The organism is Streptomyces sp. NPDC005728 (assembly GCF_040630895.1).
Lineage (GTDB): Bacteria > Actinomycetota > Actinomycetes > Streptomycetales > Streptomycetaceae > Streptomyces.
In genome coordinates this window covers 170822-196101 of sequence record NZ_JBEXYL010000003.1, presented here as the reverse complement: position 1 = coordinate 196101, position 25280 = coordinate 170822, and the positions used below count along the sequence as shown (strand labels likewise).

19 protein-coding genes are annotated in these 25280 nt (G+C 72.3%); 6 read left to right on the top strand and 13 right to left on the bottom strand.

Going from position 1 to position 25280, the window contains the following annotated elements:
* Positions 1–2: 2 nt before the first annotated feature.
* The 7 genes from ABZ471_RS04105 to ABZ471_RS04075 all read right to left on the bottom strand — a co-directional run bounded on the left by ABZ471_RS04105 (position 3) and on the right by ABZ471_RS04075 (position 8168).
* Positions 3–779 (bottom strand): alpha/beta fold hydrolase, encoded by a 777-nt coding sequence (locus ABZ471_RS04105; RefSeq protein ID WP_359062144.1) that lies wholly within the window; start codon positions 777–779, stop codon positions 3–5.
* A 20-nt stretch (positions 780–799) separates the two neighbouring features.
* Positions 800–2251, bottom strand: a complete 1452-nt coding sequence (locus ABZ471_RS04100) for an aldehyde dehydrogenase family protein (protein WP_359062142.1) — start codon at positions 2249–2251, stop codon at positions 800–802.
* Positions 2248–3978, bottom strand: coding sequence for a D-aminoacylase (locus ABZ471_RS04095; protein ID WP_359062140.1), 1731 nt, complete (start codon positions 3976–3978; stop codon positions 2248–2250). The genes ABZ471_RS04100 and ABZ471_RS04095 overlap by 4 nt, the downstream gene beginning before the upstream one ends.
* Before the next feature lie 13 nt (positions 3979–3991).
* The gene (locus tag ABZ471_RS04090; RefSeq protein ID WP_359062138.1) at positions 3992–5110 is read right to left on the bottom strand and encodes an LLM class flavin-dependent oxidoreductase; all 1119 of its coding nucleotides are present in this window, start codon (positions 5108–5110) and stop codon (positions 3992–3994) included.
* 122 nt (positions 5111–5232) lie between these two features.
* Positions 5233–6003, bottom strand: coding sequence for a glucose 1-dehydrogenase (locus ABZ471_RS04085; RefSeq protein WP_359062136.1), 771 nt, complete (start codon positions 6001–6003; stop codon positions 5233–5235).
* Positions 6004–6012: 9 nt separating this feature from the next.
* Positions 6013–6936 carry an LLM class F420-dependent oxidoreductase gene (locus ABZ471_RS04080; protein ID WP_359062135.1) on the bottom strand — a complete coding sequence of 308 codons (924 nt, stop codon included), beginning with the start codon at positions 6934–6936 and terminating at the stop codon, positions 6013–6015.
* Positions 6933–8168: an amidohydrolase family protein gene (locus ABZ471_RS04075; protein WP_359062133.1), complete on the bottom strand. Its 1236-nt coding sequence runs from the start codon at positions 8166–8168 to the stop codon at positions 6933–6935. Before ABZ471_RS04075 ends, ABZ471_RS04080 begins: the two co-directional genes overlap by 4 nt.
* Positions 8169–8369: 201 nt before the next feature.
* Here ABZ471_RS04075 and ABZ471_RS04070 point away from each other — a divergent pair, with 201 nt between their 5' ends.
* Positions 8370–11342 (top strand): BTAD domain-containing putative transcriptional regulator, encoded by a 2973-nt coding sequence (locus ABZ471_RS04070; protein ID WP_359062131.1) that lies wholly within the window; start codon positions 8370–8372, stop codon positions 11340–11342.
* 203 nt (positions 11343–11545) lie between these two features.
* On the top strand, positions 11546–11713 hold the full coding sequence (locus tag ABZ471_RS04065; protein WP_359062129.1) for a hypothetical protein: 168 nt from the start codon (positions 11546–11548) through the stop codon (positions 11711–11713).
* Between the two features lie 87 nt (positions 11714–11800).
* On the opposite strand, the gene ABZ471_RS04060 is transcribed toward ABZ471_RS04065, so the two are convergent.
* Positions 11801–13402 carry a FadD3 family acyl-CoA ligase gene (locus tag ABZ471_RS04060; protein ID WP_359062127.1) on the bottom strand — a complete coding sequence of 534 codons (1602 nt, stop codon included), beginning with the start codon at positions 13400–13402 and terminating at the stop codon, positions 11801–11803.
* A gap of 94 nt (positions 13403–13496) precedes the next feature.
* Here ABZ471_RS04060 and ABZ471_RS04055 point away from each other — a divergent pair, with 94 nt between their 5' ends.
* From ABZ471_RS04055 to ABZ471_RS04045, 3 genes are read left to right on the top strand one after another with little or no spacing between them, the layout of a single operon-like run.
* Entirely contained in the window at positions 13497–14651 is a 1155-nt protein-coding gene (locus ABZ471_RS04055; RefSeq protein ID WP_359062125.1) for a lipid-transfer protein, read from the top strand.
* A gap of 7 nt (positions 14652–14658) precedes the next feature.
* A complete protein-coding gene (locus tag ABZ471_RS04050) occupies positions 14659–15066 on the top strand; it encodes an OB-fold domain-containing protein (RefSeq protein ID WP_359062123.1) in 408 nt (135 codons plus the stop codon).
* Positions 15063–15836 carry an enoyl-CoA hydratase/isomerase family protein gene (locus ABZ471_RS04045; RefSeq protein ID WP_359062121.1) on the top strand — a complete coding sequence of 258 codons (774 nt, stop codon included), beginning with the start codon at positions 15063–15065 and terminating at the stop codon, positions 15834–15836. Before ABZ471_RS04050 ends, ABZ471_RS04045 begins: the two co-directional genes overlap by 4 nt.
* Here the strand turns inward: ABZ471_RS04045 and ABZ471_RS04040 are convergent.
* From ABZ471_RS04040 to ABZ471_RS04030, 3 genes are all read right to left on the bottom strand, one after another.
* A complete protein-coding gene (locus tag ABZ471_RS04040) occupies positions 15833–16438 on the bottom strand; it encodes a hypothetical protein (RefSeq protein WP_359062120.1) in 606 nt (201 codons plus the stop codon). The genes ABZ471_RS04045 and ABZ471_RS04040 overlap by 4 nt on opposite strands.
* Positions 16439–16624: 186 nt before the next feature.
* Positions 16625–18985 carry a PQQ-binding-like beta-propeller repeat protein gene (locus ABZ471_RS04035; RefSeq protein ID WP_359062118.1) on the bottom strand — a complete coding sequence of 787 codons (2361 nt, stop codon included), beginning with the start codon at positions 18983–18985 and terminating at the stop codon, positions 16625–16627.
* Between the two features lie 190 nt (positions 18986–19175).
* Complete coding sequence (locus ABZ471_RS04030) at positions 19176–19898, bottom strand: VOC family protein (protein WP_359062116.1); 723 nt, start codon at positions 19896–19898, stop codon at positions 19176–19178.
* Positions 19899–20032: 134 nt separating this feature from the next.
* Here ABZ471_RS04030 and ABZ471_RS04025 point away from each other — a divergent pair, with 134 nt between their 5' ends.
* Positions 20033–20668, top strand: coding sequence for a TetR family transcriptional regulator (locus ABZ471_RS04025; RefSeq protein ID WP_359062279.1), 636 nt, complete (start codon positions 20033–20035; stop codon positions 20666–20668).
* A gap of 48 nt (positions 20669–20716) precedes the next feature.
* Here ABZ471_RS04025 and ABZ471_RS04020 read toward each other — a convergent pair whose 3' ends face one another.
* Both ABZ471_RS04020 and ABZ471_RS04015 read right to left on the bottom strand, forming a co-directional pair.
* Positions 20717–24793, bottom strand: a complete 4077-nt coding sequence (locus tag ABZ471_RS04020; RefSeq protein ID WP_359062114.1) for a serine protease — start codon at positions 24791–24793, stop codon at positions 20717–20719.
* Positions 24793–25185: a CU044_2847 family protein gene (locus ABZ471_RS04015; protein WP_359062112.1), complete on the bottom strand. Its 393-nt coding sequence runs from the start codon at positions 25183–25185 to the stop codon at positions 24793–24795. The genes ABZ471_RS04020 and ABZ471_RS04015 overlap by 1 nt, the downstream gene beginning before the upstream one ends.
* Positions 25186–25280: the final 95 nt, after the last annotated feature.

Sequence of the window (25280 nt, the reverse complement as noted above, 5' to 3'; positions counted from 1 at the left end):
GGTCAGGTCACCCGGTCGTACAGGTCGGTCACCAACCGCACCACGGCCTGGGGGACGCGCAGGGTCGGCAGATGATCGCAGTCGGGGGCGCGGACGAGACGGCACCCGGGGATGCGCGCGGCCATCGCCTCGTTGCAGCGGACCACCTGGGGCGTGTCCTGCTCGCCCAGCAGCAGCGCGCAGGGCAGGCGCAGTTCCCCGAGCCGCTCGAAGGCGGGGTCCTCCTCCTGTTCCCGGCCGTAGGTCGAGAACCAGCCGGGGAACGAGGCCCGGATCAGCTCGGCGGCCCGGGTGTCCGGCGCGGTGCCCGCCGCCGCGAAGGTGCGCAGGGACAGGTCGAGCAGGCCGTCCATGTCGCCGGCGGTGGCCAGCTTGCCGATCTGCTCGGTCAGTTCCGGCGACTCCAGATCGGGGTAGCCGGTCACGCCGGGGACCAGCAGACCCAGGGCGGCCACCCGCTCCGGGTCGCTCAGCGCGAAGCTGATCGCGGTCTTCCCGCCCATACTGCTGCCGACCAGCACCGCGCGGTCCAGCCCGAAGTGGTCCAGGACCCGCCGCAGGTCCTCGCTCTGCCGGTACGCCGTCGTCGGCGCCGGGGACCTGCCGAAGCCCCGTGCGTCGTAACGGATCACCCGGTACCGCCCGGTGAGCGCGGGCAGCACCGGTTCCCACACCCGTGCATCGGCGATCCCCGGATGCAGCAGCACCAGGGGGATCCCCTCGCCCTCCGTGTCGTCCGTCCATACCTCGCCGCCGCCGACGGCCACCGTCCGCTCCATGAGCCGACCGTTCCCGTTTCTCACCCCGGCCACACGATCGCCTGCACCTCGCTGTACGCGTGCAGGGCGTAGGAGCCGACGTCCCGGCCGACGCCGCTCTTCTTGAAGCCGCCGAAGGGTGCCTCCATGTTGCGGCCGACCGTGTTGACACCGACCCCGCCGGCCCGCAGCCGCCGGGCCACCCGGAAGGCGCGGGCCACATCGCCCGACCAGACGTAGTCGATGAGGCCGTAGTCCGAGTCGTTGGCGAGGGCCACCCCCTCGTCCTCCTCGTCGAAGGGGATCACCGCCACCACCGGCCCGAAGATCTCCTCCCGGGCCACCCGCATGTCGTTCGCGCAGTCGGCGAGGAGGGTGGGGGCGACGTAGAAACCCCGCTCCGGGGAAGGGCGTTCGCCGCCGGTGACCACCGTCGCGCCTTCCTTGCGGCCGAGTTCGACGTACGACTCCACGCGCGCCCGGTGCTCGGCGGAGATGACCGGGCCCACGACCGTGTCCGCCTCCCGCGGGTCCCCCAGCTTCAACCGGCGGGCGTAGGCGGCCAGTTGCTCGACCAGCCGGTCGTACACGGCTCGCTGCGCCAGCACCCGCGTCGGTGCCGTGCAGATCTGCCCGCTGTAGAAGGAGAAGGTGGTCCCGATCCCCGCCACCGCCGAAGCGAGGTCCGCGTCGTCGAAGACGACCGCCGCCCCCTTCCCTCCCAGCTCCATCAGCTGGCGTTTCATGTCCCGCCCGCACACCTCGGCGATGCGCTGTCCGACGGCCGTCGAGCCGGTGAAGCTCACCATGTCGACGTCGGGGGACGCGACGGCGGCCTCACCGACCTGCGTGGAACGCCCGGAGACCACGTTCACCACACCGGCCGGCGCTCCCGCCGCCTCCAGCGCCTCGGCCATCCGGTAGACGGACAGCGGGTCCTGCGGGGCCGGCTTCACGACCACGGTGTTGCCCATCGCCAGCGCGGGGGCGACCTTGCCGGCCGGGTTCGCCCAGGGGTTGTTGTACGACGTGATGCAGGTGACGACCCCGACGGGCTGGCGGACGGCCAGCGCGCCCATCACGCTCGCCCTCCCGATCGGCCCGGCCTCGTTGATCTGCGGCGCGATCGCCCATTCGGCGGGCTCCACGGTCGCGTACCGGCGGAAGCGGGCGGCGGCCACCCCGACCTGCATCGCCCGGGCCGTCCCCGTCGTCGCCCCGGTCTCGGCACGCGCCAGCTCGGCGTACGGGACGAACCGGCCACGGATGATCTCCGCGGCCCGACCGAGCACCGCCGCCCGCTCCTCGGGGCTGGTCCGCGACCAGGCCCCGAACGCCTCCCGGGCCGCCGCACAGGCCGCCCGCACCTGCTCCGGGCCGGCCTCCGGCGCCAGTCCGACGGTCTCCTCGGTGGCCGGGTCGGTCACCGGGTAGAACCCGCCGTCCGGCTCGACCCACTCACCGCCGACGAACAACCGCTGTCCGTCCGTCACCGGGTGCTCACCGTCCTGGTGTCCCGCCCGGACCGCAGCACCCGGCCCGGTACGGCGCCGCTCACCACGTCGTCCCGGATCGCCTCGACCCCGTTGACCCACACGGCCCGCACCCCGAGCGCCTTCGAATCCAGCCGCGGGCTGTCGCCCGGCAGGTCGTGCACCAGGGTGGCCTGGCCCGCGTCGATCCGCTCCGGGTCGAACAGCACCAGGTCCGCATGCCAGCCCTCCCGCACCCGCCCCCGCCCCCGCAGCCCGAAGAGCCGCGCCGGGTCGTCGGTCAGCATCTTCACCGCCTGCTCCAGACCGACCAGCTTGCGGCCGCGCAGACAGTCCCCGAGGAACCGGGTGGTGTACGGCGCCCCGCACATCCGGTCCAGGTGCGCGCCCGCGTCCGAGCCGCCGAGCAGCACGTCCTCGTGCTGCCAGGTCTCGGCACGCAGGGCCCAGGAGTCGGGGTCGTTGTCGGTGGGCATCGGCCACAGGACCGTACGCAGCTCGTCGTTGGCGCAGATCTCCACCAGGCAGCTGAAGGGGTCCTGCCCGCGCTCGGCCGCGATGTCCCGGACCACCCGGCCGGTGAGCCCGCGGTTGACCTCGCTGTAGGTGTCCCCGATGACGTAACGCCCGAAGTTCGCGAGCCGCCGGAAGACGCCCGCCTCCTTCGACTCGGCCCGGCGCAGCATCTCGCTCCTGACGTCGGGGTCACGGAGCCTGGCGATCCGCTCGGGCACGGGCAGTCCGAGGACCGGCCCCCACCCCGGGATGAGGTTCAGGGCGCAGAAGGTGCCCAGGGACATGTTCATCGGGGTGAGGATCGGCATGGTGAGCGCCACGACACGCCCCCCGGCCTTCCGTGCCCGCTCACTCGCGCTGAGCTGCCGGGGCACCCGCTCCGGAACGGCCGCGTCGACGGTCAGGACGTTCCAGTTGAGCGGACGTCCGGCCGCCGCACTCATCTCCACGAACAGGTCGATCTCGGCATCGCTGAACTGGTCCAGGCAGCCGGCGACGATCGCCTCGATCTGCGTGCCCTCGTGCTCCCCGACCGCCCGGGCCAGCGCCAGCAGCTCCGCCGGCCGGGCGTGCCGGGAGGCCACGGGCTGACCTTCACCGTCGGAGTGGGTGCTGGACTGGGTGGTGGACAGCCCCCAGGCCCCCGCGTCCATGGCCTCGTGGAACAGCCGGAGCATCTGCGCGAGCTGCTCCTGCGTGGGCTGCCCCCCGACCGCGTCCGCCCCCATCACGTACCGCCGCAGCGCGCAATGCCCCACCATGAAGCCCGCGTTGACGGCGATCCGCCCTTCGAGGGCGTCCAGATACTCGCCGAAGCCCTGCCAGCTCCAGGGCGCGCCCTCCTCCAGCGCCACGAGGGACATGCCCTCGACCTTGGACATCATGCGGCGCGTGTAGTCCGCGTCCTCGGGCCGGTCGGGGTTGAGGGGCGCGAGCGTGAACCCGCAGTTCCCGGCCGCGACGGTGGTGACGCCGTGGTTGAGGGACGGGGTCGCGTACGGGTCCCAGAAGAGCTGGGCGTCGTAGTGCGTGTGCGGATCGACGAAGCCGGGGGCGAGGACGAGACCGGTGGCGTCCTCGGTCGTACGGGAAGCTTCGGTGATCCGGCCGGCGGCGGCGATCCGGCCGCCGCGTATGCCGACGTCGGCGGTGTACGCAGGGGCACCCGTGCCGTCGACGACGGTGGCCCCGGTGATCAGGTGGTCCAGCATGCCAGGAGCCCCCTCATACAGCCTGACGGAACCACGACGTCCGGTGCACCGGATCCGTGTCGATCTTCGGAATCACGTGCTCCCCGATCAGGCGGATCGTCTGCAACGTCTCCTCCTTCGGCACGCCCACCGGCAACCCGAAGCTCAGCTGATCGGCCCCGGCCTGCTCCCACCGCTTGCACTGCCGCAGCACCTCGTCCGGATCCCCGCAGATCAGCAGCTCCTCCTCGATGAGCAGCTCCACGAACTCGGGCGTGTACGGGGGCAGCGTCTCCGGCCAGACCGGGAACCCCTCGGGCCGCGGGAAGGTGTCGTGGTACCTGAACACCAGGGACGGCAGGTAGTGCAGCCCGCCGTTGACGGCGATCCGGATGGCCTCGTCGTGCGTGGGCGCGCAGATGGCGGTGGTCGTCACCATCACGTTGTCGTTGACGAAGTCCCCGACGGGTTCCGCGTTCACGACGGCCGTCTTGTACTGCTCCAGCACCCATTCCATGTCGGAGACCTTCTGGATGCTGAAGCCGAGCACGCCGAGCCCCTTCTTCGCGGCCATGGCGTACGAGGGCGGCGACCCGGCCGCGTACCACATCGCCGGATGCGACTTCCCGTACGGCTTCGGGAGCACCTTCCGCGGCGGCAGCTGCCAGTGTTTGCCCTGGAAGCCGGCGTACTCGTCCTGGAGCCACATCTTCGGGAACTCGGCGATCGTCTCCTCCCAGATCTCCTTGGTGTGGTTCATGTCCGTGATCCCCGGGAGGAAGCCGAGGATCTCGTGGCTGCCGGCGCCCCGTCCGCTGCCGAACTCGAAGCGCCCCTCGCTGAGGTGGTCCAGCATGGCGACCTTCTCGGCCACCTTCACCGGATGGTTGACCTGGGCGAGCGGGTTGAAGATCCCGGAGCCCAGGTGGATCCGCTCGGTCGCGTGGGCGAGGTAGCCGAGGAAGACGTCGTTGGCGGAGAGGTGCGAGTACTCCTCCAGGAAGTGGTGCTCGGAGGCCCAGGCGTACTTGAAGCCGGACGTGTCCGCCTGGATGACGTACTCGGTCTCCTCCATCAGTGCCTTGTGCTCGGCCAGCGGGTCGGTCTCGGCACGCTTGCCCACATATCCCTGTACAAAGAGCCCGAATTCCACGGCGGTTCACCGTCCCCAGTGTTACCTGACGATCCGTCAGATTGTGTGTGTCGGCCGACTGTCGCACCGGCCGCCCCGACCGTCAATAGCTGACGATGAGTCAGCTGCGTCTGCGTGCGAGGTCAGATGACGCTGACCCCCGCCAGCCATCCCCCGTCGATCACGAACGGCTGCCCGGTGATGTACGAGGAGTCGTCCGAGGTGAGGAAGAGGGCCAGCCGGGCCACCTCCTCCGGCTGCCCGACCCGGCCGAGCGGCACGAGCTTGCGGTACAGCTCGTCCAGCGCCCGGCTCATCTCCTCCGGGTCCGCGTCCGGGTCCAGCCGGGCCGGGTTCGACATCGCGGTGTCGATGGCACCCGGGCAGACGGCGTTGACCCGGATCCGCCGCCCGGCCAGCTCCAGCGCGGCCACCCGGGTCAGCCCGAGCACGGCGTGCTTGGTGGCCGCGTACGTCCCCACGGCCGCCATCCCGGTGAGCGCGGTGTAGGAGGCGGTGTTGACGATGGTCCCGCCGTCCGCCATCTCCGGAACCACGGCCTTCATCCCGAGGAAGCAGCCGACCTGGTTGACCTGCACGACCTGCATGAACTCGTCCAGGGGCGTGTCCACCAGGGCGTTGAAGCGCAGGATGCCCGCGTTGTTGACCAGCCCGTCGATGCGCCCGTACGCCTGTTTGGCGGCCCTGACGGCCTCCCGCCACCCCTCCTCCGTGCCCACGTCGAGATGGACGTAGAGGGCCCCTATCTCCTTGGCGAGCGCCTCCCCCTGCTCGTCCAGCACATCCGCGACGACGACCCGCGCGCCCTCCGCGCGGAACAGCCGCGCCTCCTGCTCACCCTGTCCGCGCGCCGCCCCGGTGACGATGACGACCCGCCCGTCCAGCTTGCCCATGTCCGCTCCTCAGTCCAGCCGGGGCGCGACCTCCGCCCCGAACGCGCCGATCTGGTCGATGAGTTCGCTGCGGCTCCGACTGCGGAACCGCACCTGGATCTGGTGCACGCCCAGCGCGCGGTACGCCCGCAGCGACTCGGCGATCTCCTCCGGCGCCCCGGCGAGGGTGCGCCGCCCGACGTGCCAGTCGGCGGTGCCGACGTACAGGGGCTCGGTGATGGCGCCGATCGTGAGGGGCCCCTCGACCCCGTGCTCCTCCCGGAGCCGCCGCAGCCGTGCGATCTGGTCGGGCAAACGGTCGCGCGGGTCCCCCTGCGGCAGCCAGCCGTCGCCCTTCAGGGCGGCCCGGCGGACGGCCGCGGGCGAGGAGCCGCCGACCCAGATCGGCACGTGTTCCTGCGCGGGCCGGGGCCGCTGGCCCAGGTCGGCGAAGTCGTACAGCTTGCCGTGGTGCTCGGGGAACTCCTCGGGCCCGAGGGCGGCGCGCAGCGCGTCGATCGCCTCGTCGAGCACGGCCCCCCGCCGCTCGAAGTCCACTCCCAGGACCTCGAACTCCTCGCGCACATGCCCCGCTCCCACACCGAGAACGAGGCGCCCGCCGGAGAGACGGTCGAGGGTGGCGTACTGCTTGGCGGTGAGCAGGGGGTGGCGCAGCCCGACGACGGCCACGTGGCTGAGCAGCCGGACGCGCTCGGTCACGGCGGCGAGATGGGCGAGGGTGGCGACCGGGTCGTACCAGACCGTGCTCATCGCCGGGGCCAGCCGGCGCGGGATGGCCACGTGGTCGCAGCAGGCGAGGTAGGCGAACCCGGCCCGGTCCGCGGCCCGCGCGATCTCGACCAGGTCGGCGGGCCCGGCGGCGGCCTCCCAGCCCTCCGTGTAGAGAGTGCTCTGGGACTGGACCGGCAGCTGGATGCCGTACGCGAGACTCACCGGGACCCCTGCCAGAGCCCGTCCTGCGTGAGCCCCAGCAGCTCGATCGCGTTCCCCCGTACGATCCGCTCCACCACGTCCCCCGCCAGATGCCCCATCTGGGCCTCGCCGACCTCGCGGGACTTCGGCCAGGTGGAGTCGGAGTGGGGGTAGTCGGTCTCGTACAGGACGTTGCCGGCGCCGATGGCGTCGAGGTTCCTGAGCCCGAAGGCGTCGTCGAAGAAGCAGCCGTAGACGTGTCCGGCGAACAGCTCGGACGGCGGCCGGTGGACCTTGTCGGCGACCCCGCCCCAGCCCCGGTTCTCCTCCCACACCACGTCGGCGCGCTCCAGGATGTAGGGGATCCAGCCGATCTGCCCCTCCGCGTACATGATCCGGAGGTTCGGGAAGCGCTCGAACTTGCCGCTCATCAGCCAGTCCACCATCGAGAAGCAGCAGTTGGCGAAGGTGATGGTGGAGCCGACGGCGGGCGGGGCGTCCTCGGACGTGGAGGGCATCCGGCTGCTGGAGCCGATGTGCATGGCGACGACCGTGCCGGTCTCGTCGCAGGCCGCGAGGAACGGGTCCCAGGCGTCGGTGTGGACGGACGGCAGGCCCAGGTACGGGGGTATCTCGGAGAAGGCGACGGCCCGGACACCGCGGGCGGCGTTGCGCCGCACCTCCGCCGCGGCCAGCTCGGGATCCCAGAGGGGGATGAGGGTGAGCGGGATGAGCCGCCCGCGCGCCTCGGGCCCGCACCACTCCTCCACCGTCCAGTCGTTGTAGGCGCGCACGCACAGCAGGGCGAGGTCCCGGTCCCGGGCCTCGGTGAAGGTCTGGCCGCAGAAGCGCGGGAAGGTGGGGAAGCAGAGGGCGGACTGGACGTGGTTGACGTCCATGTCGGCGAGCCGCTGCGCGACGTCGTACGAGCCCCGGCGCATCTGCTCGTACGTGATGACTTCCAGCTTGATCTCGTCCCTGTCGTACCCGACGGCGGTGTCGAGCCGGGTGAGGGGCCGGTGCAGATCCTCGTACACCCACCAGTCGCCGAGCGGCCCCTCCTGGCTGCCGGGCTCACCCATGACCGGCTTGAACCGTCCGCCCAGGAAGGTCATTTCCTTCAGGGGCGCGCGGACTATCCGTGGCCCGGTGTCCAGGTACTTCTTCGGGAGCCGGTCCTGCCAGACGTGCGCGGGCTCCACCGTGTGGTCGTCGACGGAGATGATCCGGGGGAAGTCGCTCTGGGTGTCCATGGCGCTCACGGTAGCGCCGATCTGACGACCCGTCAGCTAGTGGGATCGGGTGACTCTGTGCGAAGACCGTGTGAGGGCCTTGTGTACTGAGGTGTGCCGGTCTGTGATCGGCGTCTCCCACGGCTGACGGAACCGCCCTGAACAAGGCAAACTGACGGGGTTGCTGACGGGGTTGTTCGTGACGCCTAGGGGGGCGAACGCATGGACGGTGGGCCGCGAGTGCCTGAGCAGCGGCGTCCTGGCTCCGCGGCCATCGCGGAACCGGCGGCGTTGCGCTTCGGCGTGCTCGGTCCGGTGCGGGCCTGGCGCGGCGAGGAGACGCTGAACACCGGCTCCCCGCAGCAGCGGGCCCTGCTGGCCGCCCTGCTGCTGCGCGAGGGCCGCACCGCCACGGCGGCGGAGCTGATCGACGCGCTCTGGGGCACCGAGCCGCCGTCCCAGGCGCTGGCGGCACTGCGCACCTACGCGTCCCGGCTGCGCAAGGTCCTGGACCCCGGGGTCCTGGTGAGCGAGTCCGGCGGCTACGCGGTGCGTTCGCCGGGCGAGGGCACGCTGGATCTGGCGGTGGCCCAGGACCTCGCGGCGGAGGCGGAGAAGGCGCGCGGCGCGGGGGATCTGGGTCAGGCGCGGGAGGTGCTGAACCGCGCCCTGGCCCTGTGGGACGGCGAACCGCTGGCCGGCGTACCCGGCCCGTACGCGGACACCCAGCGGGTCCGGCTGGAGGAGTGGCGTCTCCAGTTGCTGGAGTCCCGCCTGGACATGGACCTGGAGCAGGGCTGCCACGCCGAGGCCGTCTCGGAGCTGACGGCCCTGACGGCGGCGCACCCCCTGCGCGAGCGCCTGCGCGAGCTGCTGATGCTCGCCCTGTACCGCAGCGGCCGCCAGGCGGAAGCCCTCGCCGTGTACGCGGACACCCGGCGCCTGCTGGCGGAGGAGCTGGGGGTGGACCCGCGCCCGGGCCTGCGGGAACTCCAGCAACGCATCCTCCAGGCGGACCCCGCCCTCGCGGAGCCCTCCGCCCCGTCCGCGGAGCCCGCCGTGGTCCCGGTGCGCCCGGCCCAGCTCCCCGCCTCCGTCCCCGACTTCACGGGGCGTGCCGCCTTCGTGGGCGAGCTGAGCGAGGTACTGGCGTCGGCGTCGCAGACGGCGGCCGAGGGCCGGGTGATGGCCGTCTCGGCGCTGGCCGGGATCGGCGGCGTGGGCAAGACGACGCTCGCGGTGCACGTGGCCCACAAGGCCCGCCCGGCGTTCCCCGACGGCCAGTTGTACGTCGACCTCCAGGGCGCGGGCCCGCGCCCGGCCGAACCGGAGACCGTGCTGGGGTCCTTCCTGCGCGCGCTCGGCACGGCCGACTCCGCCGTCCCGGACTCGTTGGAGGAACGGGCGGCCCTGTACCGCTCGGTCCTGGACGGCCGCCGGGTCCTGGTCCTGCTGGACAACGCGAAGGACGCGGCACAGGTACGGCCGCTGCTCCCGGGGACGGAGGGCTGCGCGGCCCTCGTGACCTCCCGGGTGCGCATGCTGGACCTGGCCGGGGCGCACCTGGTGGACCTGGACGTCATGTCCCCCGACGAAGCCCTCGCCCTCTTCACGAGGATCGTGGGCGAGGAGCGGGTGGCCTCGGAACGGGAGGCGGCACTGGACGTGGTCGCCGCGTGCGGCTTCCTCCCCCTGGCGATCCGCATCGCGGCCTCCCGCCTGGCGGCCCGCCGCACCTGGACGGTGTCGGTCCTCGCCGCCAAACTCGCGGACGAGCGGCGCCGGCTGGACGAACTCCAGGCCGGCGACCTGGCGGTCAAGGCAACCTTCGAACTCGGCTACGGCCAGCTGGAGCCCGCCCAGGCCCGAGCCTTCCGGCTGCTGGGTCTGGCGGACGGCCCCGACATGTCCCTCGCCGCAGCGGCCGCGGTCCTCGACCTCCCCCAGGAGGAGACGGAGGATCTGCTGGAGTCCCTCGTCGACACGTCCCTGCTGGAGTCCGCGGCCCCGGGCCGCTACCGCTTCCACGACCTGGTCCGGCTCTACGCGCGGGCCTGCGCGGAGAGGGACGAGCAGCCGCCGGTCGAGCCGGAGGCTGCGATGTCGCGGTTGCTGGACTTCTATCTGGCTACGGCGGCCGGGGTCTATGCGATCGAGCGGCCGGAAGACCGGTTGGTCGATCACCTGGCAGCCGCGGAGTACCACGGCCTGGCCTTCAAGGACCGGCATCAGGCACAGGACTGGTTGTACTCGGAAGCCATGGCCCTGCTGGCGTGTGTACGGCAGTCGACGGCACCCAGCCACCTCAGGCGCGCCGTCGATCTGCTGTGGGCGGCGATCGACCTGACGGAGTCGGGTGCCAATTCCCGGGAGTACCTGGCAACCGGCGCCTCCATTCGTGCCGCGGCACGCGAGGCGAACGATCAGCGGGCGGAGGCTCGCGCACTCGTCACGTTGGCCAACGGCCACCATCTGACAGGCCGGTTCGAGCTGGCCGCCGACGAAGCCACCGAGGCACTCCGGCTGGCGGACGCGGCAGGGGACCCTCTCCCCCGGTGCTGGATGTCGAACATGCTCGGCATCATCGCGATCTATCAGGGCCGGCACGAAGACGGCGAGAAGCACCTGACCCGCGCCATCGACAGCTTCCGTTCCTGCGGCGACCGCCCGGGAGAAGCCAGTGCGCTGTGCAACCTCTCCCGGATACGCCTGGCCATGGGACATACCAGGAGCGCGGTCTCCCTCGCCCAGCAGGGCACCGACATGTACGACGACATGGGTCACGCCCTGAAGGGCGCCAACGGCCGCTATGCGCTGGGACTCGCGCTCACCCAGTCGGGACGGTTCGAGCAGGCTGCCGAACGCCTCGAGGAAGCGCTCCTGGTGTTCCGGGACAGCCGGCAGCGTCTGTGGGAGGGGATGTCGCTCTTCCGCCTCGCCGAACTCGACCTGGCGGCCGGGCGTCCCGCCCAGGCCGCGACGAACGCCGAGACCGCGCTGACACTTCTGCGGGGTGTCGGGGGCGAGTGGCGGCACGGAAACGCACTCACCGTCCTGGGGCGCGCCCTCAGCGGTATCGGCCAGTCCGGTCGCGCACACGTCTGCTGGCAGGAAGCCCTTGAGATCTTCGAGGCCCTCCGCGCCCCCGAGGCCGAGGAAGTCAGGGCGCTCCTGCGGCCTCGCGCCATCGCCTGAGCCGACGCACGTGTGCGTTCATCGTTCGTTTATCGCGTCACGGCAGTCTCGTCCTGTCGATCCGCCGCGTCGGGGGGCAGACGGGTCGGCCGAGGTCGCACCGTAAGGTGTAGCGGCCCGAGGCACCCGTCCGGCAGCACCAGGGGGAGCTGCCGGACGGGGCTTCCAACCAGCACCACACGTACTTTCAGGGGAGCAGAGTCATGAGCGACGACAAGAAGAGCGGCGCGGCGGCGAAGGCCGAGGCGGCCGAGGTGACGACGCTGAACAGCCACGCCACCGTCGAGCCGGTGAAGATCACGGCCCTCGGGGAAGAGGCCTCCGGCGAAGTCAAGCCGGACAACTCGCACGCCACGGACGAGAAGGCCTGACCAGACCTCCACGAGACGGGGATCGGCCGCGGCGGCGCGGAGGGGGAGCCGCCGCGGCCGAGGTGTGTCCCGGCTCGAACGGGAGGCCTACCGCCCCCGCAGCTCCCCCTTCACCACCTTCCCGCTCGCGTTCCGCGGCAGTTCTCCCACGAACTCCACCGTTCTCGGCACCTTGTAGTTCGCCATCTCGCGGCGGGACCAGGCGATCAGGTCGTCCCCCGTGAGGACGGAACCCGGCCTGCGGACCACGAACGCCTTGCCGACCTCTCCCAGCCGCGTGTCCGGTACGCCGATCACCGCCACGTCCGCCACGTCCGGGTGCACGCCCAGCAGTTGCTCTATCTCCGCCGGGTACGCGTTGAAGCCGCCGACGATGAACATGTCCTTGATGCGGTCCGTGATGCGCAGGTTGCCGGACGGGTCCAGGACGCCGACGTCGCCGGTGCTCAGCCAGCCGTCCGGGGAGATCGCCTCGTCCGTAGCCGGCGGGTCCTCGTAGTAGCCCTGCATGACGTTGAAGCCCCGGACCAGTACCTCCCCGGGCGTGCCGGGCGGCAGCGGTGTGCCCGACGCGTCGGCCACCTTGACCTCCGTACCCGGAATCGCCCGGCCGGAGGTGGAGGCGATCACCGACGGGTCGTCGCCGCGGCGGCACATCGTCACGATGCCGCTCGCTTCCGAGAGGCCGTACGCCGTCAGGACCGTGCCGACGCCGAGTTCTCCGCGCAGGCGTTCCACCAACCGCAACGGCACCACCGCCGCGCCCGTGACCACGAGCCTCAGCGCCGACAGGTCGTGGGCGTCCCGGGACGGGTGGTCCAGCAGGGACTGGTGGAGCGTCGGCGGGCCCGGCAGGACCGAGACCCGTTCCGCCGCTATGTTCGCCAGGGCTGTGTCGACGTTGAACACCGGTTGGGGAATCATCGTCGCCCCGCGCATCAGGCAGGCGATCACCCCGGCCTTGTAGCCGAAGGTGTGGAAGAAGGGGTTGACGATCAGGTAGCGGTCCGAGGTGCGCAGGCCGGCCAGGTCCGCCCAGATCTCGTACGCCGTCAGCGTCTGCTCGTGGGTGATCATCGCGCCCTTGGGGCGGCCCGTCGTCCCCGAGGTGAAGACGATGTCCGACAGGCAGCTGCCGTCCAGCCGCCCTTCCCGGCGGAGGACTTCGGACGTCCCGACCCCTTCCCCGCCCGCCAGGAAGTCCTTCCAGGTGCGGAAGTCCTCGGGTGCGTCGTCCGACAGGACCACCACCTGCTCCAGTGCCGGCAGCCCGGGGAGGGGGTGGCCCGCACCATCAGGCGTCCCCGCCGCCCGCCGCAGCGACGCCACGTACGACGTGCCCAGGAAGGTCCCGGTGACGAACAGCAGCCTCGCCCCGCTGCGGCGCAGCACGTCCGCCGCCTCCGTGCCCTTGAAGCGGGTGTTGAGCGGGACCAGCACCGCGCCGGCTGAGACCGCGCCCAGCGCCGCGACGATCCAGTCCAGGGAGTTGGGGGCCCAGAGCGCCACCCGGTCGCCGATCTTCACCCCGCTCGCCAGACAGGCCGCCGCCGCGCGCTCCACCCGGGCGCCCAGTTCCGCGTACGTGATCCTCGTACGGCCGTCGACCACCGCCTCGGCGTCGGCGTACCGCTCGGCCGTCGACCGCACCAGACGGGGGACGGTGCCCCAGTCGCCCCAATCGCTCACCGCAGGCCTCCCCGAACCCCATGACGCGTAGCTGACTGACCGTCAGATTAGCTGTAACCTGACGAGCTGTCAGCACAGGAAGGGTGGGTGCACCATGACAGGACCGGGGTTGAAAGACGCCACCGCCATCGTCGGAATAGGGCAGACCGCCTTCGCCAGACAGCTCCCGGAGGACGAGAAGACGCTCGCCTGCCGGGCCGTCCTCGCCGCCCTCGAAGACGCCGGGATCGCACCCGGCGAGGTCGACGCCCTCGCCTCCTACACCATGGAGGAGACGGACGAGGTGGAGCTGGCCAAGGCGGTCGGGTTCGGTGATCTGAGCTTCTTCAGCAAGGTCGGTTACGGGGGCGGCGGGTCCTGCGCGACGGTCTCGCACCTCGCCGCCGCCATCGCCGCGGGGCAGGCCACCGTCGGGGTCGCCTGGCGGTCGCGGAAGCGGGGCAGCGGGCCCAGGCCGTGGACCAACACCGCCGTCCAGCTGCCCACTCCGGCCCAGTGGACCCGCCCTTTCGGGCTGCTCCGGCCCGCCGACGAGATCGGCATGCTGGCGCGGCGGTACATGCACGAGTACGGCGCCACCCGGGACCATCTGTTCAATGTCGCCCTCGCCTGCCGGAACCGCGCCAACCAGAACCCCGCCGCGGTGATGTACGAGCGGCCGCTCACGCGCGAGATGTACATGACCTCCCGCTGGATCAGCGAGCCCCTCTGCCTCTTCGACAACTGCCTGGAGACGGACGGCGCGCTGGCCTGCGTGGTCGTCAGCAGGGAGCGCGCCCGCGACTGCCGGCAGAAGCCCGCGTACATCCATTCCGCCGCCCAGGGCCTGCCCGCCCAGCACCACGGCATGGTCAACTACTGGAACGACGACCCTCTCACCGGTCCGGCCTGGTCCGCCGCCCGGCACCTGTGGAAGCACGCCGACGTCACGCCCGAGGACGTGGACGTCGCGCAGATCTACGACGCCTTCACCGCCCTGATCCCCCTGTCCCTGGAGGGGTACGGCTTCTGCGGGCGGGGGGAGGGCGGGGCCTTCACCGAGCAGGGTGCGCTGGAGATCGGCGGGCGGCTGCCCGTCAACACGGGCGGTGGCGGGCTCTCCGAGGCGTACGTGCACGGCTTCAACCTCATCAACGAAGGGGTGAAGCAGCTGCGCGGCACCAGTACCGCGCAGGTTCCGGGTGCCGCCACCTGCCTGGTCACCGCCGGCGAGGGTGTCCCCACCTCCGCCCTTCTCCTGAGGAGCTGAGCCAGCCATGCTGACCCCCGTCGCCGACACCGACGGCGCCCCCTTCTGGGAGTACGCCGCCCGTGGTGAACTGCGCGTCCAGGCCTGTGCCGACTGCGCCGAACCCCGCTTCCCGCCCCGGCCCTGCTGCCCGCACTGCCAGTCCTTCGCGAGCGAATGGCGGCCGGTCTCGGGGCGCGGGCGGGTGTGGTCGTACGTCGTGCCGCATCCGCCGCTACTGCCCGCCTACGCGGAACAGGCGCCGTACAACGTGGTCGTCGTGGAGCTGGAGGACGCGCCGCGGATACGGCTGGTCGGGAACCTGGTGAGCCACGCCGGGGCGCGGCTCGACTCCCTCGATCCGCAGGGCATACGGATCGGCGCCCGGGTCCGGGTGGTCTTCTCCGACGGGCTTCCGCAGTGGGTGCCGGCGTGAACGCCGTCCGCCTCCGGGCCGACAAGGACACCGGCGTCGCCGTCGTCACCCTGAACCGGCCCGAGCGGCTCAACGCCATCGACCTCGCCATGGCCGGTGAACTCGCCCGGGTCTGGCGCGAGTTGCGGTTCGACGACTCCGTCCGGGCCGTCGTCCTCACCGGGGCCGGGGAGCGGGCCTTCTGCACGGGCATCGACCGGGACACCGTCGTGCCGCAGCCCTCGTCGCCCTACATGCAGGACGATCCGCTGCTCGGCGTCGGGCCGAAGGCGAACGACCTGTGGAAGCCGGTCGTCGCCGCCGTGCACGGCATGGCCTGCGGCGGGGCCTTCTATCTGCTGGGCGAGAGCGAGTTCGTCGTCGCCGACACGACGGCCGCCTTCTTCGATCCGCACACCGCCTACGGGATGGTCAGCGCGTACGAGTCCGTGCTCATGGCCCAGCGGATGCCGTACGGGGAGGTCGCGCGGATGATGCTCATGGGCACCGCGGAGCGGATCTCCGCGCAACGGGCCCACGAGATCGGGCTCGTGTCCGAACTCACCGATCCGGGTGGCGCGTTGGACGCCGCCGTACGGTGCGCCACCGTCATCGCCGGGTATCCGGCGGAGGGCGTGCAGGGAACCGTGCGGGCCCTGTGGGCGGCCAAGGAGGCGGCGCGCGCGCAGGCGTTCGCACAGGCGCCGCACCTCATCGCGCTCGGCAATCTGCCGGCGCAACGGCAGGCGGAACTGTTCGCCGGGAGGCGGCGGCAGTACCGGTTGCGCTAGCTCCTGAGCCGGGCTTCCCGGTCCGCCTCGCAGTGGTCGACCGAGGACAGCAGGCGCTTGCCGAGCGTCACCCTGGTGGTCGCCCTGCCGTTCGCGGGCACGGAGACCTGAGGGGATTCGTTGCTCAGCAGGAGGGTGCCCTCGGCGTCGTAGAAGGTGACCCAGACCTGGAAGTCGGCCTTGCGGCTGTTCGGGTTCGTGACCTCGACCGTGGCGTACGGCGTCGTCTGCGACGCGCAGCTGATCAGCCTCGCCGTGCCCTCCTCCAGCGCCTTGCCGCTGCCGGAGGGGGTGGAGGTGGCGCGGTGCGTGGGCCGCGTGCGGTAACCGCCTGTACTGCCGCTCGCGCTGCTCCCGCTGCTCGCGTAGCCGCTTCCGTAGCTGTCGTCGTCCGGGTCGTCGTACGACGACCCACCGCCGTACGAACCGCCTCCGGACGTCGTCGACGACGAACTGTCGTGGTCCTGGTGCGAACTGCTGCACCCTCCGCCGCCGCTGCCGCCGTGCCGGCTGTGTCCGTGACCCCGTGAGAAGCCCGTCAGCGCGAGTACCACGAGTGCCAGTACCGCCGTGAACCTGAGTCTGCGCCCCCGAAGCTGCATGCGATCACCCTATCGGGGGACGTGGCGCCGTTCACGGCCTGTGTGGCGGCGGATCCGCAGCGGGACTAGCGTCATGTCCGGGAGCGGCGACGTCAGCGCCGCTCCCAGGGGCGACGGCCGCCGTCCGAACCCTTCCGTGCACCCGTACGACGGCCGTCACCCGAGTCTGGCCCGCCCCCGCCCCGATCAGGCGGTGCGGGCCGTCCCCGTTCCCTTCTCCGCGTCGAGCGCGTACACGCAGCGGTCCTTGCTGCACGCGTACACCACGCCGTCCTTGACGACCGGGGAGCCGGTGATCTCGCCGCCCGTGGCCAGCTTCCACCGGAGCCGGCCGTCGTCGGCCTTCAGCGTGTACAGCAGATGGTCGGTGGAGCCGAAGTGGATGCGGCCCTCGGCGACCGAGGGGGCGCCCACGACGTCGCCGCCGGCCTGGAAGCGCCACTTGGGGGTGCCGGTGACCGCGTCGAGGGTGTAGAGGCCCTTGCCGCTGCCGACGTGGACGTGTCCGGCGGCCACCAGGACCGGCTCGATGGAGGAGCGTGCCTCGGTGGCGATGCGCCAGCGGTCGCGGCCGTCGAGGGCGTCGAGGGCGTAGACCGTGCCGAGGTAGTCGGTGAGGTAGACGCCGCCGCCGGTGACGGCCGGGCCGGGGGCGAAGGCGGGCGGGCAGAGGAAGACCGCGGGCGCCTCGAAGTGCCAGCGCACCAGGCCGCTCGCCACCTCGATCGCGAGGACCCGGCTGCCGGCACAGACGTAGACGTAGCCGTCGGGGGCCGGGGTGATACGGACCGGGACGCCGCCGCAGGAGGCCGCGTCGCCGATGGGGTACGACCAGCGCTCCTCGCCGGTGCGGGCCTCCAGGGCGCGCAGCCGGGCGTCCTGCCAGACGTAGACGGTGCCGTCGTGGACGGCGGGGCCGGCCTCGGGGGACTCGAAGTCGGTCTGGCAGCCGGAGATCTCCCACAGTTTCTGGCCGCCGGAGGCCTCCCAGGCCTGGACGCCGCCGCCGCGGGTGCCGGTGACGACCGTGCCCCGGTCGGCGTGCAGGGAGTACACCCAGGCCTCTGTGGACAGCCGCCACAGGTCGGTGCCCTCGCGGGCGTCCAGGGCGAACAGGGTGGGGCCGTCGGAGGCGTGGACACGGCCGTCGGCGACGGCCATGGACCAGGCGACGTCCCGGGTCTTGAAGCGGCGGCGGCCGGTGGCCACGTCCAGGGCGTGCACCTCGAATGAGGTGACGTAGACGAGGTCGCCGGCGACGGACGGGGTGCCCCAGACGTCGTTGGACATGCGGAAACGCCAGGGGCGCCAGCCGGACGCGCTCTCCGGGGGCGCGGACGGCGCGGGCGCCACGACGGGGTCGGCGCCGTTGACGCCGGAGCGGGGGCGGGACCAGCTGGCGACCAGGCCGGCCTCCGGCGGGGGTGCCTTGACGGCGGCGGCGCGGGCGTCGGCGACCCGGGGGCCGGGTCCGATGGGCACCTGGGCGCCGGCCAGACGGACCGGGCCGGTGTCGGGGGCGCCCACCACGCCCACCACGCCGACCGGTGCCGATGCCGGGACGGCGGGGTCGTAGGGCGGCGGCGGGGGTACGGCCCCCCGGCCGCCGCTGCGCGGGCCGGACGAGGCGGGGGCCGGCTTGGCGGCGGGGCGGCCGCCGCGGCGGGCCTCGATGAGGCCGACGGCCTTCTCCGGCAGCCAGGCGGAGGCGGTGCCGCTGTCGTCGGAGCCGGAGCCGAAGAGGTGCGGGGCGAGCTGGGCCTGGAGGTCGGCGGGGTTGGGCCGGCCGGTGGCCTCCATCTGCATGCAGGACTCGATCAGCGGGCGCAGCTCGTCCGGGAGTCCGGTGAGGTCCGGGCCCTCGCGGAGCAGCATGAAGACGGTCTCGACGGGGTTGGCGCCGTGGAAGGGCGGGTGTCCGGTGGCGGCGAAGACCAGCATCGATCCGAGCGAGAAGACGTCGCTGGCGCCGGTGACGCTGCGGGAGTCCTTGGCCTGCTCGGGGGACATGTAGGCGGGGGTGCCGACGGCGACGTTCGTCATCGTCAAACGGGTGTTCGAGACGCCGGAGGCGATACCGAAGTCGATCACCCGGGGGCCGTCCTCGACCACCAGGACGTTGGACGGCTTCAGGTCGCGGTGGACCAGGCCGGCACCGTGGATGGACTGCAGGGCCTCGGCCACGCCCGCGGCCAGCCAGCGCACCGCCTGGGCCGGGAGCGGCCCACAGTCGTTCACTATCTCCTCGAGGGAGGGCGCGGGGACGTAGGCCGTGGCGAGCCAGGGCACGGCGGCGCGCGGGTCGGCGTCGACCACGGCCGCCGTGTAGAAGCCGGAGACCGCTCGCGCCGCCTCCACCTCCCGGGTGAAGCGGACACGGAAGAGCTGGTCCTCGGCCAGCTCGGTGCGGACCGTCTTGATCGCCACGCGCCGGCCGGACGCCGAGCGCGCCAGATAGACCAGCCCCATGCCGCCGGCTCCCAGCCGGCCCAGCACCTCGAACGGCCCGATCCGCCGCGGATCGTGCTGTGTCAGCTGATCCACCACTTGCCTGCCACCTCCCCGTACGAGCCGCGCCACCCACATATGTACGCGACCGAAGTGCAGCGTCTCACCACCGCACCGCCATGGCGGCACGCACCCTGATTCTTCCTGGCCGGGCGGCTGGTTGCGAACCCGGTGACGAATCGGGGTGTCTTATGCCGAATACGGTCATTTCATCGCCGCAGTGTCCGCCTCACCGCTGCAGCACCGCGAACGACGCCCCCTGATTGTCGGTGACGACGGCCACTCGTCCGTACGACGTCTCGAAGGGTGGCACCTGGACCCGCCCGCCGAGCCGCTGCACGGCCCCGACGGCACCGTCCAGGTCCGTGACCCGGAAGTGGGTGACGAAGTGCGGGGGCATCTCGGGCGGGAAGACCTCGGAGACGTCCGCGCGGCCGAAGTCGGGCTCGGTGTCCGCACCGAACAGGGCGTCGTGGAAGAGGTCGCCGTAGAAGGTGTTGGCGGCGGCGGTGTCGCGGGTGTACAGCTCGGCCCAGACGAACGTGTTCGGCTCGCGCCGCCGCCCGAAGCCGGGGTGGGTGCCCGGCTGCCACAGGCCGAACACGGCACCGTCGGGGTCGGCGGCCAGAACGGCCGTACCCAGGTCCTCCAGCGATGTGGGGGCCATCACGACCTGTCCGCCGGCCGCCGCGATCCGCCGGGTGAGCGCCCGGGCGTCCGGGGTGGCGAAGTACACCGTCCAGACGGTGGGCAGCCGGCCGTCCGCCTTCGGGCCCAGCGAGGCGACGGGCTCACCGCCCAGCCGGGCCAGCACGGAGGAGCCGAACGCGACCTCGAAGGTCCACCCGAAAAGCTCACCGTAGAACCGTTTGCCCGCCTCGACGTCGGACAGCTGGGCGTCCACCCAGCAGGGGACGCCCTCTCCGTACGCGGATGCCCTGTTTTCGGCCATGTCGCCAAAGTAACCGCGCCGTGCGCACCCCGCAGACCAGCCACACCACCCCCGATACACCCGTGCACCCCATTTGCAGTCGGCCGAATCGCGCTCCCATCACCCCTCGGTAAGCTGACGGCATGACAGGACAAGTGCGTACCGTCGACGGCCGCGTGGCCGGCCGGCGTGGGCAGGCGACCCGGCAGAAGCTGCTCGACTGCCTCAGCGAGATGCTCAGCTCCTCCCCCTACCGGGACGTCAAGGTCATCGATGTCGCCCGGAAGGCGGGTACTTCGCCCGCGACCTTCTACCAGTACTTCCCGGATGTCGAAGGCGCCGTCCTTGAGATCGCCGAGCAAATGGCCGCCGAGGGCGCCGGGTTGACCGAACTGCTCGAAGGGCGTTCCTGGGCCGGCAAGGCGGGGTGGCAGACCGCACAGGAACTCGTCGACGGCTTCCTGGAGTTCTGGCGGAAGAACGACGCGATCCTGCGCGTGGTCGACCTCGGCGCCGCCGAGGGGGACAAACGGTTCTACAAGCTCCGCATGAAGATCCTGAACTCGGTGAACAACTCCCTCGCGGAGTCCATCGGCGAACTGCAGTCCAAGGGCCGGGTCGACAAGGACGTGAACCCCGCGGCGATCGCGGGCTCGCTGGTCGCGATGCTCGCCGCGGTCGCCGCGCACCAGAAGGGTTTCCAGACCTGGGGCGTCAAACAGGCCGAACTCAAGCCGAACCTGGCGCTGTTGGTCCACCTGGGCGTGACCGGCAAGAAGCCGACGAAGTAGCGTACGGCTCCCATTCCAGGTCCCAAGTCCTGTCTGGCAGGCGGTGGTTCACCCAGGTGGACCACCGCCTGCCTCCTTTTCGAGCGGGAGTGCACCGCCCAGGGCCTCGGTGACGCCGGACCGGCTCCCGTGTCCGGGGTCGTTCGCCTCCACCCACGCCTTCGCCCACTGTTCCACCTCGGCCCGGCGGCCGACGGGCAGGTCCGGGTCGTGCAGCAGGACGTCGAGCACCTGACCCGCGAGGGGTTGCGCGGCGTTCTGGGACAGCCAGGCGAGCGCGCGGGTGACGGCCGCCGCACGCCAGGGGGCGGGTGCGGTGTGGCCGAGCAGTTCCGCCAGCGGGCGTCCCATCGTGGGGCGCGCCGCCCTGGGCTCCAGCCAGGCGAGGAACAGCTCGGCAGCGCGGGCCAGCCGCTCACCGGTCAGGTCGGGCTGGGCCAGCAGATGCGGGAACAGGTCGTCGGGGCCGTTGCCGAGGGTTCCGCGCCGGGCCAGCCAGTCGAGCGTGTGGTCGATCAGCACCGCCCGCTGTCGCGTCCCGCTCGGCACCGCGTCCAGCAGTCCGAGGAGGACGGGCACCGCACTGCCACTGCCGACGGCCCTCAGCAACCCGTGGGGCAGGAGTCCGGCGGCGCGTCCGGGGCCGGACTCGGCCAGCATGGGCAGCAGCAGGCCGATGCGGCTCTCCTCCTCCGGGTGGCGCTCCAGCCACGCCACTGCCAGGGCCTCGGCCTCGGCCCGCAGGCCGGGCGGCAGCTCGGCGCAGACCAGCAGCGGGCTGAGTACCCGGTCGGCGTTGCGGGTCGCCGCGTGGTCCCCGAGCCAGGTGGTGGCGGCCCGGAGCACGGCAGCGGCCTCGTCGAGGCCGGGGGACGGCAGGGCGAGCAGCGGCGCGATGACGAACCGCGCCTCGGGCCGGTCGGCGTGCGACTCCAGCCAGCGCACGGCGTGAGCCACCGTCTGCCGGGCCGCGTCCTGCGGGAGGCGGTCGTGATGGCGCAGCAGCGGCTTGAGGACGTAGGTGGCATACGGATCCGCGTCGGGCTGCGCCAGCCATTCCAGGGCCAGCCGGGTGGTGTCGGCGCGGCCCGGCTCCGCGGTGAGCAGGTCGGGCAGTACGAGGCTGGCGTCGGCGCCGGTCGCATGGCGCTCGACCCATCGCACGGCGGCGGCGGACACCTCGGTCCATGTCGTGCCACCCGGGCCCGTGCGGCGGAGCAGCAGGTGAAGCAGCGAGGCGTTCGGCCGGTACCCGGGGACCCGCAGCCAGTCGAGGGCCGCCTTGACGGTCTGCCGTAAGTGCGGCTTCGCGAGGTCCTCGCGGGCGAGGAGGGCGCGCAGCAGGTACTGCCGCTCCTCGGTCACCCGGTGCTGCCCGAACATCTCCAGGGCGCGTTCGACGACCGATCCGTCGCGTTGCAGCAGGGCGCACAGGACGAAACCGTGCGGTGCGTCGTCGTGCCGGGCCAGCCACCGGCGCGCATAGGCGATGGCCTGGTCGGCCTCGGCGTCGGCGAGGTCGGCGCGCAGCAAGGGCCGGAGGACGTAGGTGGCCTGCGCGTCGGTGACGTGGCCACGCAGCCATGCCAGGGCGAGGCCGACCGCCCGGCCCTGGTGCACCCCGAGATCGTCGCGACGCAGGGCACGGCCCAGGACGAACGTGATCCCGGGGTGGCCGGGGTTCCGGACGGTCCAGATCAGGGCCGCGTCGAGCACGTCCTTGGCCTGGGGCCCGAGGTCCTCGCGTTCGAGCAGGGGGACCAGCAGGACGGTGCCGGCCGGGTGCCTCGGGTTGCGCCGTAGCCAGTCCCGGGCCGCTGCCACGACCCGCCCGCTGGTCACGGCCGGCAGATCGGCGCGGGCCAGGGCGGCGCCCAGCAGCTGAACGGCGCGCCGTTCGCCTCGGTAGCCACCCACCCAGGCCAGCGTGCGGTCGGTCACGTCCTCCAACTGGTCCGGCCCGAGACCGTCCGCGTGCAGCAGGGCCTGCAGCAGGACGCCCGTCTTCTGGGCGCCGGTCATGGCCTCCAGGCAGGCCATGGCGCCGGCGAGCAGCTGCTGCGGCAGCGGGCCGGTGACCTTGTCCACCGCCTGGGCGAGCACGGCGGGCAGGGCGTCGGGCTGCTCGCGCTCGATCTGTGCCAGCCAGGGGCCCACCAGCTCGTCCCAGAGCCGGAGCATCCCCGCCTGCCAGGGCGTCCGGGCCATCAGGTCGAAGGCCGTCTCGCCGAGGGCGTCGGCGGCGAGCAGCTCTCCGATCCTGTGCACTCTGACGCCGAGCCAACGGGTGCAGGCGGCTTCGATCTCGGACTGCCGGTACTCCTTCTGGTCGGTGGTCCAGCGCGACAGATGCCGGACGGCCTGTGCGAAGACCGGGCCGTCGTCGAGCAGGGCGTCGAACAGCTCCTCGGCGGTGCGGCTCTGGACGGTGTCCCCGTCCGGGATCAGTGTGGCGTCGAGCAGACCGTCGGCCACGATGTCGTGGAGCAGCTCGAGCCGGTCACCGCTGCCCACCAGCCAGCCCTCCCGGCGCAGCCTGGCGACCACGTCACGGCCGTAGTGGCCGAAGTCCTTGTCGCCGCGCTTCTCGAGCGCCCGGTCCACCGCCGACTCCACGGCCGGGGAGCGGTCCTGCGGGCAGGCCAGCAGGGCCACTGCGGAGGCCAGCAGGGACACGCGCGGCCGGGAGTGGCCCGCTTCGCGGTCCGCGTCGGTCGGGACGCCGAAATCGCGTTCGAGCCGCCGGCGCAGCCAGGCGAACAGATCGTCCTGCCGCAGTTCGGAGAGGTCGGGGGCGCGCTGCCCCGCCTGTGCCTGCTTCTCCAGCGCCAGCGCGATCAGCAGGGCCAGGACCGGGCGGTCGCTGCACGCGGTCACCAACTGGTCCTCGTCCCACAAGTGTCGTGCCTGCGGGGCCACCGTCCGGAAGATCCCGGCGGCGACCCTGGCGCGGTACTCCTCGCCGTCCTCCAGGCGGACCTGGGCGAAGAGCCGCTCAGCGGCGTCCCGGGCCGATTTCTGCAGGGCCCCGGGCCGGGCCGAGGCCAGGCAGGCAACCCGCCCTTCCGGGTCGCGGGTCTGCAGTTCCTGACCGAGGTCCGGCAGGCGGAGCCGGGTGTAGCTGTCCAGGTAGTCGAGGACGAGCAGGACCCTGTCCGCGTCCGCGATCCGGGCGTGCTCCATGGCCGCCTGGACGAGCTCCTCGGCGGTCACGGGCGACTCCACGTGCAGGACCAGCCAGGCGGGCTCCCGCTGTGCCAGCGCCGCCACCTCGAAGCAGGTGCGGGTCTTGCCGGCGCCGGCCACGCCTGTGAGCAGCACCCCGCGTTGCGGCTCCGCGTAACCGCCGGGCTGGAACTGTGTGGCGAGCAAACCCATCAGGCGGGCCGGCGCGGAGGCGCTGCCCGGGTCGGGGCTGACGAACTCCAGCCGCTGCGCGGTGAGGTACTGCTCCTTCCTGTCCAGTCCCCGCAGCACCTGCTCGTGTGTGCGCAGATGCGGGGAGAACCAGGACAGCTCCCGCGGGGCGAGCTGGGCGAGATCCTCGGTCCTGGCCGTCCACACCGAGTCGCGCAGCCAGCCGTTGGTGCTGTTGTAGCGGCCGCTGACCACGCCGAGGACGGCGTCGTCGGAGGTACGGCGCACGGGGGCACCGCTCATGCCCTGCAGCAGGTCCTTCGTGCTGAGGCGGCCGAGCCGGACGCCGTCGTTCCGCTCGGTCGTGTGCTCCCAGCTCCCGTTCGCCCTCATGTGCTGGAAGGTGTGCTCGGCGCGGTACAGGGGGACCTGCCCGAAGCCATCGACGACCACGTCCGTGCCGGGCTCCACCGTCTCCGTCGGCATCGCGCGGGTCACGGACGCGGGAAGCGGGCTGTCGGTGCGCAGGACGGCCAGGTCGTGGGCCGGGTCCACTTGTTCGACAGTGGCCGTGGCCGCCGGGCCGCCCGCCAGCGGGGCGAAGCGCACACGCGCGCCCGGGGCTGCGAGGCCCAGGTCGGCGAGGACGTGGCAGCCGGTGGCGAGGACGCCGGGCGAGAGCTGGAAGCAGGTTCCCGCCGGAGAGTCGTCGGCAGGATGCAGGACGCCGCCCAGATAGCCGGGGACGCCGGAGGAGGACACGGCCATCAGGACGCCTCGTCGTCCGCGCCCTCGTCGTCGTCCGGTTGCGCTCCCCTCCCGTCGTACGTCAGCTTCACCTTGAGCGTGACCTCGCCGCCCGCCCCCGCCACGATGATGTCGCCCTTGGCGGAGAACTTGATGCCGAACTCCACCTCCATGGCATCCGGCCTGGCCGCGCGGCCGGCCCGTCCCAGGGCCGTCGCCGTGGAGGCCGCGATCTCCACGATCGCCGACTGCGCCTGCCCGAAGGCGTCCCGGACGCGCGCGGCGAGTTGAGCCGGCCGCGCGGCTGTCAGCTCCGTTCCCGGCAGCTCCACGGGTGTGGCCTCCACCAGGACCTCGATCCCGCCCACTTCCACCGGAACGTACATACCGGCCCTGACCGCCCCTGTCTCCATACCGGCCATGCCAGCCCCCGTCTCCCGGATCCGTCGACCCCGTTCCCGGTGTATCACAGGCGCCTGCGCTGCACAGGGTGAACAGCCGCTCCCCG